The 17,287-nt window shown below is 30.7% G+C and carries 15 protein-coding genes; 6 read left to right on the plus strand and 9 right to left on the minus strand.

The genetic code is table 11. The features are described 5' to 3' along the window. Positions 1 to 95 precede the first annotated feature (95 nt). The 9 genes from LPB136_RS05895 to aceB all read right to left on the minus strand — a co-directional run bounded on the left by LPB136_RS05895 (position 96) and on the right by aceB (position 11,081). Positions 96 to 620 carry a hypothetical protein gene (locus tag LPB136_RS05895; protein ID WP_072555238.1) on the minus strand — a complete coding sequence of 175 codons (525 nt, stop codon included), beginning with the start codon at positions 618 to 620 and terminating at the stop codon, positions 96 to 98. A 192-nt stretch (positions 621 to 812) separates the two neighbouring features. Continuing rightward, a complete protein-coding gene (locus LPB136_RS05900; protein ID WP_072555239.1) occupies positions 813 to 2,048 on the minus strand; it encodes a DUF6638 family protein in 1,236 nt (411 codons plus the stop codon). 89 nt (positions 2,049 to 2,137) lie between these two features. Next, positions 2,138 to 2,767, minus strand: coding sequence for a hypothetical protein (locus LPB136_RS05905; protein ID WP_072555240.1), 630 nt, complete (start codon positions 2,765 to 2,767; stop codon positions 2,138 to 2,140). After that, entirely contained in the window at positions 2,767 to 4,728 is a 1,962-nt protein-coding gene (locus LPB136_RS05910; RefSeq protein WP_072555241.1) for an AAA family ATPase, read from the minus strand. Before LPB136_RS05910 ends, LPB136_RS05905 begins: the two co-directional genes overlap by 1 nt. 69 nt (positions 4,729 to 4,797) lie before the next feature. After that, complete coding sequence (locus tag LPB136_RS05915) at positions 4,798 to 5,847, minus strand: hypothetical protein (protein ID WP_072555242.1); 1,050 nt, start codon at positions 5,845 to 5,847, stop codon at positions 4,798 to 4,800. Positions 5,848 to 5,858: 11 nt separating this feature from the next. Further along, positions 5,859 to 6,023 (minus strand): hypothetical protein, encoded by a 165-nt coding sequence (locus tag LPB136_RS14000; protein WP_158009610.1) that lies wholly within the window; start codon positions 6,021 to 6,023, stop codon positions 5,859 to 5,861. Between the two features lie 128 nt (positions 6,024 to 6,151). Next, positions 6,152 to 7,492, minus strand: coding sequence for a coiled-coil domain-containing protein (locus LPB136_RS05920; protein ID WP_072555243.1), 1,341 nt, complete (start codon positions 7,490 to 7,492; stop codon positions 6,152 to 6,154). A 290-nt stretch (positions 7,493 to 7,782) separates the two neighbouring features. After that, positions 7,783 to 9,399, minus strand: coding sequence for an isocitrate lyase (locus LPB136_RS05925; RefSeq protein WP_072555244.1), 1,617 nt, complete (start codon positions 9,397 to 9,399; stop codon positions 7,783 to 7,785). An 86-nt stretch (positions 9,400 to 9,485) separates the two neighbouring features. Further along, positions 9,486 to 11,081 (minus strand): malate synthase A, encoded by a 1,596-nt coding sequence (gene aceB / locus LPB136_RS05930; RefSeq protein WP_072555245.1) that lies wholly within the window; start codon positions 11,079 to 11,081, stop codon positions 9,486 to 9,488. Positions 11,082 to 11,210: 129 nt separating this feature from the next. Between aceB and LPB136_RS05935 the strand changes: the two genes are divergently transcribed. The 6 genes from LPB136_RS05935 to LPB136_RS05960 all read left to right on the plus strand — a co-directional run bounded on the left by LPB136_RS05935 (position 11,211) and on the right by LPB136_RS05960 (position 17,282). Next, entirely contained in the window at positions 11,211 to 12,695 is a 1,485-nt protein-coding gene (locus LPB136_RS05935; RefSeq protein WP_083426189.1) for a helix-turn-helix domain-containing protein, read from the plus strand. 37 nt (positions 12,696 to 12,732) lie between these two features. Continuing rightward, complete coding sequence (locus LPB136_RS05940; protein ID WP_072555246.1) at positions 12,733 to 14,361, plus strand: acyl-CoA carboxylase subunit beta; 1,629 nt, start codon at positions 12,733 to 12,735, stop codon at positions 14,359 to 14,361. 12 nt (positions 14,362 to 14,373) lie between these two features. Further along, complete coding sequence (locus LPB136_RS05945; RefSeq protein WP_072555247.1) at positions 14,374 to 15,258, plus strand: hypothetical protein; 885 nt, start codon at positions 14,374 to 14,376, stop codon at positions 15,256 to 15,258. Between the two features lie 43 nt (positions 15,259 to 15,301). After that, positions 15,302 to 16,018: a YebC/PmpR family DNA-binding transcriptional regulator gene (locus tag LPB136_RS05950; RefSeq protein ID WP_072555248.1), complete on the plus strand. Its 717-nt coding sequence runs from the start codon at positions 15,302 to 15,304 to the stop codon at positions 16,016 to 16,018. A 178-nt stretch (positions 16,019 to 16,196) separates the two neighbouring features. Further along, positions 16,197 to 16,571, plus strand: coding sequence for a hypothetical protein (locus LPB136_RS05955; protein WP_072555249.1), 375 nt, complete (start codon positions 16,197 to 16,199; stop codon positions 16,569 to 16,571). A 105-nt stretch (positions 16,572 to 16,676) separates the two neighbouring features. After that, the gene (locus LPB136_RS05960) at positions 16,677 to 17,282 is read left to right on the plus strand and encodes a hypothetical protein (RefSeq protein WP_072555250.1); all 606 of its coding nucleotides are present in this window, start codon (positions 16,677 to 16,679) and stop codon (positions 17,280 to 17,282) included. The last annotated feature ends 5 nt before the right edge of the window (positions 17,283 to 17,287 follow it).

The raw sequence follows: 17,287 nt of genomic DNA on the forward strand, positions 1-17,287 counted from the left end.
CAGCGTGGATAACTGTATTTTATATTATACTAACTGAAAACTGCTACTGTCTACTGTCTACTGTCTACTGTCTACTGTCTACTGTCTACTGAAAACTACAAAAGTCCTTTATCTTTTAATCTATCTCTTGCACTTTTCTCTTGTGCTTTTGGTTCTTCTTTTATTTTTGATGTTGTTTCTTCTTTAACTTCTGTTTTATCAGCTTTTAAATCTTCGATAAAATCTTTTCCTTTTTCTATAGTATCGCTTACTAAATCTTCTAAAGAATCTGATTTTTCGTCAATTACTTCACTCGATTTAAATATGAAACCTGCTAAATACGTTCCTAATAATGTTCCGAAAATCATAGAAGCAAATAATGATAATGTTGCTAAATCAATAGGAATTAAAAAACGTGTTATTACAATTCCGATTAAGAATAAAGTAGTGATAAAAACCAATCGTAATAATAATGACTGCTGATATAAAAAACCTTTTTTATCTTCAGTTTTCATTTGTAATTCTTTCGAATTCATCATTTTATTAAAAAATCGATAGATTTCGTTTCCTTGAGATTCTCTCCAATACAACAAGGCTCCAAATAAAATTGCTGCTATAAATACAATGAGTTCTAGTGTCATAATTTTAGGTAAAGAGTTGGAAGAATGAAGTTGGGAGCAGGAAGTTTACTCGTACTTCAAATTTTCAACTTTGTTATTATTTTATTTTGTCATTCCTGCGTAGGCAGGAATCTATACTATCTTTTCTATGGATTCCTCCCTACGCAGGAATGACATACTTTATAATTAATGCTATAAAGTTAGTTATTATTTTTAAAAATTGTTCTTAATCGTATTAATTACCCATTCTTTCATAGAATTGTCCCAAGTTTTATATTGCTTGTAAAATTCTTCTTTATCGTACCAATACAAGAATAAAATGTCTTTTGGAGCTACATTAACTAAGAGTTTCCAAATTAAATCTTGATGATTTGGTTTTAATGACGAATGTGGATTATGTAATGCAAAATATACTTCACTATCCACGATATCTTCAATCTTATAATCTTTGTTTATTTGCATTTTTTCAAGATAACGCTCAACTCCCATTACTTTTTTACGAGCACTTATTTCTAACTTATTCAAATACCCTTTAAACAACATTTTATCATCTAAAATATCTTTTATTGGATGTTTTGCTTCTTCTACTAATTCAGAAAGCACATATTTTTTAATGCGCTCGTAACGTTTCATTGTCATTTTATCATCTAAATCGAACTCTGCAATAGAATGATTTCGAAGTTTCTCCATTAATTCTGGATGCGAAATATGATACATTAACACATCGTGCATTGTATCTTGAATTGCTTCTTTGTATGTTTCTTCGCTTTCAAAAACCAACATTGGCAATATAAAATCTCGTAACACATAAATACCTCCAAAAGCCTTGGTGTAAAAAGAATCTGTTGTAAAACTAACGGGTTCTAAATTTAAATCTCTTTCTCTTAAATCGCCATATTTTTTTGCTGATGCTAATAACTGTTGATGAATGGTTTCATCTATAAAATTATTGTCTTTATTAAACAATTCAACCAATGCTAACTGTTCTTTCTTCGCCTTATCTAAATCATTGATTAAACGAAATTTAACAGTAATATCTTTATATCTTAAAACATCTAACGGATCGTAAAAAACATCGATATTTTGATCAAAATCTACACAAATAGCTGAATCTCTTGTAATATTATTAATTTTATCTCCGTGTTTCTGAAACACCAATTTCATTACCTCTCTATCATACGAATGAAACGGATTGTAAACCGGTAATCCTTTTTGCAACGGTGTAATTAGAATACAATGTGGATTTGCTTCACCATTATTTAAATAGCTTGCATTATTTTTTTCTTCAGCGATTTCTGGACTCCAACCAATTCCATCTATAGTAAATGATGCTAATTTAGTTTCTGTAAAACCTAATTTTAACAAGCATTGATTGTAACGCGCAACTAATTTTCCACTAACAGGAATCAGTTCACTTCTATATAAATTTGCTTCTTTTAATTTTTGCATTATTATTTTCTGTCATTCCTGCAAGGCAGGAATCTTATTTACTTTTTTATTTTGAGATTCCTGCCTACGCAGGAATGACAAGTTTACTTTTATAAACTTATAGTTTGATTGTAATGTTTTACACTTTCCTCTAATGATAAATTCCAGTCTTCTGCTTTTATTGGGGAAATATTATTATTCTTCAAAATATTAATAGCTTCTTTAATTATTTCTCTTACACTTGCATATTTTGGTGTTTTAAAACCATAAACTTTTTCGATTGTTAAACAATTTGAACTCCAATAATAATTTCTCTTCCCATCGTCATATAATTTATTAAAAACATATCTTGGAATAAATTGGTTTTCCTGTTTCGGATTAAACAAAATCACAATCTTCAGCCATTTTCTCGGCTGAGAATCTTGTTCATCAGAAATAGTTACAGAATATTTATCAATATAACCAAAAATTGAAACTCCATTATTATCAAAACCTTTATAAATAAATTGTTGAAATAAATCTTTATTCAAAGATTTATTTTGAGTTTTAGCCTTTATTTTATCACCAAATTTAAAATTAAATGTTCCAACTAATAATGTTATAAAAATTAAAACAGCTGATAAACCAATTATCATATCCAAAAACTCATTTGAATTGTAATTCAAAAGAATAATTGGGAAAATCATCGTCAATGCAACAACAAAAACTGGTAGATAATATTTTACAAAATTAGCTTTCATTAATCTCTATTCCCGAACTGTTCTCTTGCTTCCAAATCTATATTCATTTGGTTAACTCTTGCATCTACTTTTCGTTTGAAATCTGTATCAGCAATAGTTGCTACATTATCTAAATAACGAACTACTTCTTGTCTTCTAATTTCAGAAAAATCTAAACCTTTCATGTTGCCTTTCATTAATTCTTGCAACATATTAAACTTGGTTTCGTAATTCTGTTTGAAATACGTTTCCGGGTTCTCAAACCAATCTTGCTCTAAATCGAAATCAGTTAAACGTAACGAAATTGCACTTTGAATATTACGCACATCTCTTGATGAGAAAAACGGAAATATTTTCTGAATTTCTTTATACAAACTTGCAAAGAACATGTGTTCATTGGCTTTATTGCTATTTTCTGCTCTGTCATACGCTTCTAAAACACGCTCTTCTGTTGGTTTTTCGATACTATTTAAAATATCTCCCATATTTTTAGTCAAACCTTGGTCTGCTAAATATTTATAGTCTGAAGGTCCTAACATATTTACAAATGCAGGCATTGTTTTCTCAAACTTTTTCCACCAAATATAATCTTGATCTAAGAAATCGTGTTCGGTTCTTGCGCCATCAATTTTAAATCTTCCTTGCACACGAGAAATTACCGCTTTGTCTAACATTTCTGGTAAATTGGTAAATAATCCTATTGAAGAATTTCCATAATTTACAGCATACGCACCTTCTGTATAACGTAAGAAAACTCCTATTACTTCTTTTACACCAGCCGAAACTCCTTGCGCAGTTCGTTCTTGTAAATTGTTTTCTGCATCATCAATTGGTGCAAAAATTAATTTGGTTGGATCTTGCATTGGCTTCATCCACTCTACCATTTTTTCTGCTGAACCTCCTTGAAAAGTAGATATCAATGTATCTGGCATTGGATGAAATAAAAACGGAATATCCAAATTGTCTGAATATTCTTTTAAACGTGTTGCAATTGCTGCAATTAACATGGATTTTCCTGTTCCTGGAATTCCATAACCCATAAAAACTGGCATAAATCCACCTAATTCTTGAAACGGATTTTTCTTTGCATCAAAATCGTAACTCAACATTCTTTCTGTTAATCTACGTCCAAAATGTTTTGCATCTTTATTTCCTACAATTTGCTCGAACTGAATTTTATTAAACTCAACACTTTTTGCAGTTCCTTGAAAAACATTGTCCCAACCAGAAACAGCAAACTCGCTATTTTCTAACTTATACGTTCTATCTACAATAGTTTCTGTGTACTCTAAACTGCTTTTACGTAATTGAATTTCATCAATTAAAGCTTCAAAATAAACAACTGTAAAATCAATAACATCTTTGTCTGATTTGATAATATCTGGATGCGATAAATATTTATCAAAATAGAACAAACTACATGCAATTCCTTTTAAAGGTGACATCAAAGAAACTTCTGGAATTCCTGCAAATTTCTGTTTCATTACAGATAAATCGTCAGAAGAGAATGGTTTTAAATCGTGTAATACTTTATACGAAGTTGCAAATAATTGAAACGCTGTTGCCGTTTGCATTTTGCTTTCAAACTCGCGTTTTCCGTTATTATCTAAGGCTGATTTTCGCTCAGCTAAACTTGATAAACCTGAAGCGTCATTGTAGCTATCTTTAATCCAAATTCCTAATGTTAATCCTTCTTGAACCGCATATAATGTTTTGTTCAAATTAATTGGAATTGCTAAAGAATCTGGCAATAAGCGTTTTTTTAACGCTAAAATTGTTTTGGAAACTGACGTAATTTCTACATTACTTCCGCTATTTGCTCTTGACAAATACAGTAAAATTGATTCGTCTTTGGCATTATTGTCTTTATTTTTTGCTCTTGCTCCTTGCTCCCACTGAACAGATTTTAAATATCCACTTGCTTCATCACGAAGCATATTGAGTTCATTTTGTTTTATAGGGAAAGTTGAATTGTGTTCCATATTTCTTTTTAGTTTTCAGTATACAGTTTCAGTAAGCAGTTCTGGATACTGCTACTGTGACTGCCAACTTTATCTTTTATCAATTTTTAAGCCTGAAATCTGAATTGGCTCTTTTGTGAGTTTATTCAAAACTTCAGGAGTTTTATTATGCAATAATTGTATAATTCTGTGTGGTGCAAAAACGTACTTTTTTTGTTCTACTTCGTTCCATTTTTGCATGGTTTGTTTCGTAAAAAAACCACCTTCTTTAAACGTATCTCCAGAGAAAACTTCATCTATTTTAAGAGACAACGCATAACTTTCTAACGGAATTTCCTTCTTAGCAATTCCTTCTAAAATTGCGTGTGTAATTTCATTTTCGTCTTTTGCAAATACATTATGCAGCGGACCTAAATCGATTCTTTTTATATGCTTCGGAAAAATATCTGATAGTTTTCTATCTATATTATACGCCATTGTATCTAAAGACATTTCTCTATCGGCACTTTCTTTTAAAACTCGGTATAATTCTGATTTATCTTTACTGATGTCTTTTCCATCATAATCAAAATACATAAAACAAATAAACGGTCTGTTATGCGAAACATCGTAAAAACTCCAGCTTGTCATATATTTTGAAGAAATACTGTCTGGTGAATTTAAAATCTTCCCTTGCACAAATCTGTTGTAAATATATTGCTGATTTACAGACGAATAATATACTATTGAAGCTGCTTGAAATAAGCGACTTCTTTTAATTGGTTGCTTTTTTCTTAAAAGCGTGTCTAAAAATTCGTCTTTTATAGAATAGGAATCGTTTAGTTTTGATAAAAACTCTTTTTTTAAACCTAAGTCATTATATAAATACCTAAATTCAAGATAATTAGGAAAACCAGACTCGGTTAAATCCACTTTCATATTATCTTCTTCGTCATACATATACTTTACACGCATTGCCTCGATTGAGTACAATAACAAGTCTGAATATTGCTTGAAAAAAGTAAGTTCTTGCTGATTGCACAAATCTTGACGTTGTACATTTACCAATAACTCCTTTAAAGCAAAATCTACCATTTTATGATAAAAGACATATTGCTCTTTGGAATCTAAAGTTGCAGAATCTAATGGTGTTACAATCATTTTAATATGAACTATTTTTTAAAATAAATAATAAATAGAATTACAGCCATTGCTAAACCCCAAGGCAACGTCTTCAAAATATTATTAGATTCCATAACAAAATGTATAACAATAGTAAAGAACGCAGTATAACCTAAAAATACCATTAAGCTTTTTTTGTTTAAAAAATGATTCATAACAAAAATTTAAGGTTGAATTTGTTCGCGTTAAGGATTGAAATGACATCCTTTTTCTTTTTCAGAAAAAGATATAATGTAAAGCCTGACCCCCGCTTTTGGGCGGGGGAAACGCCATTAACTTTATATTAACTCAATAAATCGTCGTCGTTAGACTCTGGTTTTGGATCTTTTGCCGGTTCACCATCTCCTGAAGGAGCTTCTCCATCAGCTTTATAATAGTCTTCGAAAATCTCTTTCATATCGATACCATAACGCTCTGCAAAGTTTGCCTGAATCTTAGAATCTTTTGCACGAATTTCATGCAAAGCCTCTGCGTATGTGCTATACACACCTTGCATAACTTTCTCGTGAACCGGAATATTATCCATCATTTCTTGACGCGCTTTTGCACTTGCAGAATGCATAGATGCTAAAGTTTCACCAATATGCTCATCTGTTTTAACACCTAAATGCTCTAAAATTGCCGCAAATTCTTGATCTGTTCTTGCTTTTAACGCAACAACATAACCGTCGTAATACTTCAAACGTTCATCAGTATCCGACTTTAATTTTGCCCTATGTGTTTGTAAGTTAGAACGTAAAGAAGTTAATACTTTAATGGTTAAATTATGCTTGTGTACAAAACTATCTTTAGACGCAGCAAGGGTTGTATAAGCATTTTTAAGACCTTCTAACTCTTCTACTTTTTGCTCTACAGTTGTTACTTTAGATAATGCTTCTGAATACTCAGCAGATTGCTTATCTGCAACTTCTTCTAAAGCTTGGCGGGCTTGTTTAAGTAGAGCATACTGCTCTTCTAACTTAGCTTCTGTTTCTGCTTTTTTCTCTAAAGCTTTAGTATGATTTTTAGATGCTTCTACAATTGCATCTTTTAGCTTTTCTTCTACTTCTTTAATTTCTACTTCACGGTTTTTTAAACGTGTAACCGCAGCTTGAGATTTGTATGAAAGCTCACTTAATAATGTTTGCACATCAGCACTTTCTATACGTTGCTGAAACTTAGCTTTTGCTTTATTGTCTGCTCCCGCACGTACTTTTTCTGCTTCTTTAAACTGCGCTTGCTCTTTTTTAATTTTAGATTTACGTCCCCAAAGATTATTCCACCAAGTATCTGGTTTATTCTCTGCGTCTTCTAATTCTATTCTTGCTCTTTCTAATGCTTTTTGAGCATCGTCAATAATTTTTTGCTCTTCTGGATTTAAAGATGAGAATTTCTCAAAAATGATTCCTACTTCATCTTGATAATCTGTTAAGTCTTTAATAGCATCTAAAAGTGTTGTTCTGTCTTTTTCTGCCATATGTACAACATCATCTAATGTTGCGTTTAATATTTTTTGACGTCTTTGTGGGTCTTCTTCTTGAGACAGTTTAGATTTCATCGTATCGATAGCTTTCCCCCAGTTTACATCAACTTTTTCAGTTTTCTCGTTTGTGTTAGTTTCTAATAAATCAAAATCATCAGACATATTTGTGTAGTTTTTTTAATTGAACAATTTTAAGACAAGCAATTTCGTTAAAAAATTTAATTTATAACAACATTTCTATAGATATATGTTGCTTTTTTACATGATTTGTTACATCTGTTTGAATAAAAAATAAAAACACCACTAAAAATAGTGGTGTTTTCGCTTCAAATTAAATTTACAAACAGCTAAATTTCTGTAAATTTATACTATAAAAATTCCCGCTTTATTTAAACAAACAACTAAAAAACAACCGCGGGAATTGCATTCTACCGAAATAGAATTAACTTTTATTAAACTACAGCTTCCGCTACTTTCTTTCCTTTTACTTCAAACTGGTTAGAAGTATTGTTTTCTCCTCCGGCTTTTAATGCTTTATCTCCAGCGAAGAAAGTTTTATGATCGTCTCCTAAATCTGACCCAGCCATTCTTTGGTGCTTTACACAAGAAACTCCTTTTCTAATTTCTTGTCTTTGTACTCCTTTTACATAAGCTAACATCCCTTCTTCTCCGAAATAACCTTCGGTTAAATCATTCATATGTAATGCTGTTGTATGGTAAGTTGGTAATGTAATTAAGTGATGAAAAATACCAGCTTCTCTTGCTCCATCAATTTGGAATGTTTTAATTTTTTGATCTGCTAATTGACATAATTTTGAACCGTCATACATTTCATCCATTAAATTATTTTTATCGTATTCAGACATGTTTTCTCCTTGAGACAACATTTCATCATAAGCTTGGTTACGGAAATTTAATGTCCAGTTAAAAGAAGGCGAATTATTATAAACCAACTTTGCATTTGGTACAACTTCTTTAACTCTATTTACCATATGCGCTATCTGCTTTACGTTTGGCGTTGGTGTTTCTATCCACAATAAATCGGCACCATTTTGTAAACTTGTAACACAATCCAACACAACTCTATCAATATTAGAACCATCTTTAAATTTATACAAACCGTTTGGCAATCTTACCGGACGAACCAATTTACCATCTCTTTTTAATAAAACATCATCTTCTCTTGCTTCATCAATTGCAATTTCTTCCGCCTCTACAAAAGCTAAATATTGAGAAGCTAAATCTCCTGGCTCTTGGCTAACTGGTAATTTTTGAGTTAAACCAGCTCCTTCAGAATCTGTTCTCGCTACAATAACTCCATCTTCTACACCTAATTCTAAAAATGCGTAACGAATTGCATTTAATTTTGCTATAAAATCTTCATGCGGAACGGTTACTTTTCCATCTTGATGACCACATTGTTTTGCGTCAGAAACCTGATTTTCAATCTGAATTGCACACGCACCAGCTTCAATCATTTTTTTAGTTAATAAATAGGTTGCTTCTTCGTTACCAAAACCAGCATCGATATCTGCAATAATTGGAACTATATGCGTTTCAAAATTATCTATTTGATCTTGTACATCTTCTCCGTTTTCTTTTCTTCGGAATAAATCATTCATTTCAATTGCATCTGCTTGACGTAAAAAGTCATAAATCTCAGCAATTAAACTTGGTACTGCCGTTTTTTCGTGCATTGATTGATCTGGTAATGGTCCAAATTCCGAACGTAATGCCGCAACCATCCAACCTGATAAATACAAGTAACTTTTATTGGTAGTTTTATGATGTTTTTTAACTGCAATCATTTTTTGCTGGGCAACAAAACCATGCCAACAACCTAAAGATTGTGTATAATTTGATGAATCTGCATCATATTCTGCCATATCTTTTCTCATGATAGCCGCAGTATATTTAGCGATATCTAAACCTGTTTTAAATCGGTTTTGAGTTGCCATTCTTGCAGCGCTTTCAGAATTTATTGCATTCCAAGAGTTGCCGTATTTTGCTTTTAAGTTTCTTACTGTTTCTAATGCTGAACTATAATTTGTTTGTGCTAAATTTTTCATAATTTTGCTTTAATTATTAAGGTTTCTATATTTTGATAATTACGTCTCGTAATCTATTGCCGTAGTTGCGAGACACTTTTTTTTTATTAAATCTGTCTATATGCTGATAGCGTTAAGAATTCTTCAAATTTATCGGTTAAAACAAGCTCGTCAAATAACTGTATTGCTTTTTTGAATTTACCATTATCAAATCTATCCTGTCCAACATGATTTTTAATTTTTTCAATTTCCTGATGTTTGATTTTTTCATAATTATTTAAATTAAAAGTTTCTCCACTATCTATTGTAATTTCATTCTGAAGCCATAACCAGACTTGCGTTCTCGATATTTCGGCAGTTGCTGCATCTTCCATTAAGTTATACAAAGCCGCTGCTCCATTTCCACGCAACCAGCTTTCTATATATAGAATTCCAACATTAATATTTTTTCTAATTCCGTCTTCAGTAATTGTTCCTTTTGGCATTTCAACCAAATCTTTTTCAGTAACATTTACATCACTTCTTTTAATGTGAATTTGATTTTTAGTTGGCATATTTTTATTAAAAACATCCATTGCAACTTTTACCAAACCCGGATGCGCAACCCAAGTTCCATCATGACCATTTTTAACTTCCTGCTCCTTATCATTAAACACTTTTGCAAAAGCCGCATTGTTTGCTTCTTCATCGTTTTTAATTGGAATTTGAGCCGCCATTCCGCCCATTGCATGCACATTTCTTTTATGACATTTTTGAATAACCAATAAAGAATATGCTTTCATAAATGGAGAGTTCATTGTTACCTGATCTCTATTTGGAACCATAAATCCTTTATGATTTCTAAACTTTTTGATGTATGAAAAAATATAATCCCAACGACCACAGTTTAAACCAGCCATGTGATTTCTTAATTCGTATATAATTTCATCTAACTGAAAACTCGCTGTAATTGTCTCTACTAAAACCGTAGCTTTTATTGTTTTCTGCGGAATATTTAAATAATCTTGAGCAAATACAAATACATCGTTCCAAAAACGAGCCTCTAAATAATGCTCTAATTTTGGCAAATAGAAATAAGTTGCAGAACCTTGCTCCTGTAACGTTTTAATATTATGAAAAAAGAACAATCCAAAATCCACCAAAGAACCCGACATTTCTTCTCCATCAACTAATAAATGTTTTTCATTAAGATGTAAACCTCTTGGACGGACTAATAATGTTGCAGTATCCTTATTTAAAGAATATGTTTTATCTTTTTTCTCATTATAAAATGAAATGGTTTTATTAATTGCATCACGCAAATTAATTTGACCACCTAAATTATTTTCGATGTTTGGAGAATTACTATCCTCAAAATCGGCCATAAAAGTTTTTGCGCCAGAATTTAATGCATTTATAACCATTTTTCTATCAACAGGACCTGTAATTTCCACTCTCCTATCTAACAAATCTTCAGGTAAAGGAGCACAAACCCAATCAGATTCTCTTACCTCTTTTGTTTCCTTTAAAAAAGAAGGAAAATTCCCTGCATCAAAAAAAGCTTGCGAGACTTCTCTTGCTTTTATCAACTCTAATCTTCTTGAATTAAACTTGTTATGTAATTCAACCAAAAAAATCTTAGCTTCTAAAGTTAAAACACTTTGATACTCTTCTTGAGAAAATCCTACGAATTTCATCTCTTTTAATGCTGTAGCTTGTTCCATTTTTTAAGTTTTATTAATTTCTACACAACAATGATATAAAATATTTTTGAACGCCACAAGCGAACGTTCGCTAAATTTTACAAAAAAGATAAAATTTTAATATTCGCTAAGATTGACTACCTTTGAAATATGATTATAGAAGACGAGTACATTAGATTGATTTTTGGCTTAAAACTTAAACAAATAAGGACAGATAAGAATTTATCTTTATTCGGTTTATCAAAATTATCAGGCTTATCAAAATCGTATTTAAACGAAATTGAAAAAGGAAAAAAATATCCAAAAACAGATAAAATTATCATTCTTTCTGAAAAACTAGATGTTCCTTATGATAATTTAGTCTCTCTAAAACTAGATAAAAACCTTGCTCCAATTGGAGAAATTTTGCAATCGAAAATTTTAAAGGAAATTCCACTAGACTTATTTGGCATTAAAGAAAACAACTTAATTGACATTGTAGCTAACGCACCAGCAAAAGTAAATGCTTTTATAAGTACAATAATTAAGATTGCCCAAAACTACAACCTAACCCGAGAAAGTTTCTTTTTAGCATCATTACGTTCTTACCAAGAAGCACACAGTAATTATTTTGAAGATATAGAAACTGATGTAGAAAAATTTGCAGAGTCTTATCATTTAAACCTAAATAAAAGAATAACTTCTACTGATTTAGAAGACATTTTAATAGAAGAATACGGCTATACAATAAATGATAAAGAACTAAGAAAGCATGATAACTTAGGAGAATTAAGAAACATATTTATCCCTCAAAAGAAAATACTCTTAATAGACAGCACTATTTCTGAAGCACAAAAAACTTTTATTTATGCAAAGGAATTAGCTTACAACTTTCTAAATATTAACGACAGACTATTTACTTTTCCTTGGATAAAGTTTGAAAACTTTGACCAGGTCTTAAATAACTTTATTGCCTCTTATTTTGCTGGTGCCTTAATTATTCCAAGAAAATCTTTAACCGAAAAACTAACACAATTCTTTTCTTTAGAAGAATGGAAACCTCTAGAATTACATAAAATAATTAAACATTTTAATTGTTCTCATGAAACTTTTTATCAACGTTTAACAAACATATTACCAAAGTACTTCAATATAAAAAACCTATTTTTCTTGCGTTTTACCCATAAATTAAACTCACCAGAGTTTAGACTAAACAAAGAATTACACATAACACAACAACAAGCCCCACATGCAAACAGAAATAATGACCATTATTGCAGAAGGTGGATTTCTATAAAAACAATAAAAGACTTAGAAAAAAACTCCAAGAAAAGACCAACATTTGGAGTACAAATATCTTCTTATGTTAATCAAAAAAACGAATACCTAGTTTTATCATCAGCAACAACAGACCCTTTTAAAGAAGAGATAAATAGAAGTGTAAGTATAGGAATGCTACTATCCGCAAACCTCAAAAAGAAACTTAATTTCTTTAAAGAAGACACCTTTGAAAAAAAATTAGTTGGTGTTACTTGTGAAACTTGCGCTGTAGAAAATTGTAAAGAAAGAACAGCCGAACCAACAAGATTAGAAAAACAAAAAAAGTATAAAAAAATTGCAACTACAGTTGCTCAAATTATTAGTTCTTACAGTTAAAAATTTCTTATTTTAGCACTCGCAAACAAACTAAACTATGGATTTAAACTTCAACAAAAACGAAGATCACAATAAGCTTTTAGCATCAGATTTAAGACAACGATTTGCCAAAGTAAAACTTGGTGGCGGACAAAAACGTATTGACAAACATCATAGCAAGGGAAAAATGACTGCGCGTGAACGTGTTGAATACTTATTAGATACTGATAAAAAATCTATAGAAATTGGTGCTTTTGCTGGTGAAGGAATGTATGCAGAACACGGCGGCTGCCCTTCTGGTGGTGTTGTTGTTAAAATTGGTTATGTAAAAGGTAGACAATGTATTGTTGTTGCCAATGATGCAACTGTAAAAGCTGGAGCTTGGTTTCCGATAACAGGAAAAAAGAATTTACGTGCCCAAGAAATATCTATTGAAAACAGATTACCAATTATATATTTAGTGGATTCTGCGGGTGTTTATTTACCAATGCAAGATGAAATTTTTCCAGACAAAGAACATTTTGGACGTATTTTTAGAAATAACGCTGTAATGAGCAGCATGGGAATTACTCAAATTTCTGCTGTTATGGGAAGTTGCGTTGCTGGTGGTGCTTATTTACCAATTATGAGTGATGAAGCGCTAATTGTTGACAAAACAGCAAGTATTTTCTTAGCAGGAAGCTATTTAGTTAAAGCTGCTATTGGAGAATCAATAGACAACGAAACTTTAGGTGGAGCAACTACACATTGCGAAATTTCTGGAGTTACAGATTATAAAGCCAAGGACGACAAAGATGCTTTAGATAAAATAAAATTTATTGTTGATAAAATTGGCGATTCAGACAAAGCTGGTTTTAGTAAGAAAGAATCTTTTCCACCAAAAGAAAACGAAGATGATATTTTCGGAATTCTTCCGAAGGAAAGAAACGCACAGTATGATATGTTAGAAATTATCAAACGTTTGGTTGATAATTCTGAGTTTGAACAATATAAAGAAGGCTACGGGAAAACTATATTAACAGGTTACGCCAGAATTGATGGTTGGGCAGTTGGTATTGTTGCCAATCAACGTAAATTAGTAAAAACCAAAAAAGGCGAAATGCAGTTTGGTGGTGTAATTTATAATGATTCGGCAGATAAAGCCACACGATTTATCGCTAACTGTAATCAGAAAAAAATTCCTTTGGTATTTTTACAAGATGTTACAGGGTTTATGGTTGGAAGTAAATCGGAACACGGTGGAATTATAAAAGACGGTGCTAAAATGGTAAATGCAGTTAGTAATTCTGTGGTACCCAAATTTACCATTGTAATTGGTAATTCTTATGGAGCTGGTAATTACGCAATGTGCGGTAAAGCTTATGACCCAAGATTAATTGCAGCTTGGCCAAGTGCTGAGCTAGCTGTAATGAGTGGGAATTCAGCTGCAAAGGTTTTATTACAAATTGAAACTGCTTCGCTTAAAAAACGTGGCGAAGAAATTACTCCTGAAAAAGAAGCTGAATTATTTGACAAAATAAAATCTCGTTATGACAATCAGATTTCTCCATATTATGCAGCTGCAAGAATTTGGACAGACGGCGTAATAAATCCGTTAAGGACTAGAGATTGGATTTCTATAGGAATTGAAGCAGCAAATAATGCTCCGATTGAAAAGAAATTTAACATGGGAGTTTTACAGGTTTAAGAAAATATTACTATGAAAACGAAACTAATATTACTTCTTTGTCTTTTTACAGCAAATTTATGCATTGCTCAAAAACAAACAAGAAGAGCATATACTACAATAAAAGAGTATAAGAAATTAATAAACAATCAACTCACTAAAAAAGATTTAGAAAACTCTATAATCAGAGGTAATGACACTTTAATATTAATAAGTGGTAAAGAGTTTTATAAAGAAGGGGTTTCTGTTAAATATCAACCTAAAGATTCTACTTTTTTAGAACTATACAAAGATGTTGTTTATCAAAAATACCGTAAAACAGACAAAAAAACAAAGCATTACATGAGACTTTGGAGAAAACCGATTAAAATATTTTTCTCAGAATCTTTAGATGATTATTATAAAAAAGAAATAATTAAAACAGCAAATATACTATCATCCCAAGTAGACTCTTTAACAATTTCATTTGTTGATAAACTTGAAAAATCTAACTACATAATTTACCAAATAGATAGCCTGAACACTTATAAATATTCAAACAAACTTTCTAAAAATAAATATGTAGATTATTATGTTTTTTGGAAAAACAATAAAATATATGATTCAAAACTGGAGCTAAACCTTATAACATATAATAATATTGATAAAAAAATTAATGCTAATTATTTAAAACAACAATTTTTTAAATCTTTAGGTTATTTTAATACAACCACGAAACTACCTTGTTATGATATTTTATCAGATTGCAACTCTGGTAATAAGGTAATTACAAGTAATAATTTAGATATTTTAAAATATCATTATTCTTTCGGAATATCTAAAGGAACCGATCTTGAAACTTTTGAAAAAAATCATAAAAAAGCTATTGAGACATATAAAAAAACAGGAACACACATGTTATTCAAACATATTGATTAACATTTTATTATAAAAAGACAAGAATTAAAAATAATATTTAGAAATGGGAAGAGCATTCGAATTTAGGAAAGCAAGAAAAATGAAACGTTGGTCGGCAATGGCAAAGACATTTACTAGAATTGGTAAAGACATTGTTATGGCTGTTAAAGAAGGTGGCCCAAATCCAGACTCAAACTCGCGCTTAAGAGCAGTTATGCAAAACGCAAAAGCTGCAAACATGCCAAAAGACAATGTTGAACGCGCCATTAAAAAAGCAACCGATAAAGACACAGCAAATTATAAAGAAGTTTTGTTTGAAGGTTATGCTCCACACGGAATTGCAATACTTTTAGAAACTGCCACAGACAATAACAATAGAACCGTTGCCAACGTAAGAGCCGCATTTAACAAATGTGATGGAAACTTAGGAACCTCTGGATCTGTAGTTTTTATGTTTGATCACACTTGTAACTTCACCGTAAAAAAGGAGGATATTACTGTTGATATGGAAGAATTAGAACTAGAATTAATTGACTTTGAAGTTGAAGAAATTTTTGACGATGAAGAAGGTATAATTATCTATGCTCCGTTTGAACAATTTGGCGCAATACAATCTTTCTTTGAAGAAAATGAAGTTGAAATATTATCTTCTGGATTTGAAAGAATACCAACCACAACAACAACAGTTACGGAAGAACAACAAGCAGATGTAGAAAAATTATTAGAAAAATTAGAAGAAGATGATGATGTGCAAAATGTGTATCATTCTATGGCCAACTAAAATCTTACAACAATATATTTTAAATAATCCAACGAACTATTCGTTGGATTATTTTTTTTACTAAAAATAAAAACCATTAAAAAATAGTTAAAACACTGTTTTTCAAAGGAATTAGCTTGGTTTTCAAGGATATTAACAAATAAATCTATATTTTTAAACTAAATCAAAATTAGATATTATGAAAAAATTCAATTTTAAATCAAAATCATTCTACACATTTATTGCAATTGCACTATTTGCTATCTCTCCAGTTTTAAGTCAAGTTGAACTTAAACCAATCGGCAAACCCATAAAAACACAATTAAACTTAAAGAGCAACAACCACCCAAACGCAATTTTATTTAACAAAATAAAAGTTATCAATAATATAAATTACAGCAATTATGTTTACACTTTTTATACTAAAAACAATAGAACAGTAAGCGGAACAGTTAAAGAAGTTAAAGATGGTTATGTGAAAGTAAAAATTCAAGAAGGCTATAAAGAACATAAATATATGTTTTTACCTTTTGATAGTATTTCTCATTTTCAAGAGCACTATTCTGGAGAATAAATAGAAATAATAAATTAATTAATTTGAAATCCGACGTTTATATAGCGTTGGATTTTTCATTTTCAAACAATTCTTATATATTTAACAAACTATAAAAATTAGCTTATGATATTTTACGGAACAAAAGGTTCTCATCTTAATAGTGAAAGAAAAGGAGGTATAAAATGCGACAACTGTAACGAGATTACAAACCACAATGTTTCTGTTTATGGGCAATATGGTTATTTATATTGGATTCCGGTATTTCCAATGGGTAAAAAAGTGTTTTCTGAATGTACAAACTGTAAAATAACAACTGACTTTAAAGGAATGAACGAGAAGCTTAGACAAGCTTCTGCAGACGTAAAGCGAAACACAAAAACGCCAATTTGGTATTGGTCTGGCTTGGCTATTATTGCACTACTAATTGCATTTGCCATATATTCTGCTAAAGAACATAATAAAGATGTAGAAAACTATATTTTAAACCCAGCAAAAGGAGATGTAATAGAATTTAAGAATAAGGAATCTGGATATTACTCAACTTTAAGAATAGAATCTCTAAGTAAAGACTCCATTTATGTAATTCAAAATAATTATGAAACCGACAAAAAGAGCGGGATTTCTGACATTGACAAAGACAAAAATTATACTACCGAAACTTACAGTTTAGGCAAAAATGAAATACAAAACTTATTTGATGAAGGAATATTTTACGATATAAATAGATAAAACTG

This window comes from Tenacibaculum todarodis (genome assembly GCF_001889045.1).
Taxonomy (GTDB): domain Bacteria; phylum Bacteroidota; class Bacteroidia; order Flavobacteriales; family Flavobacteriaceae; genus Polaribacter; species Polaribacter todarodis.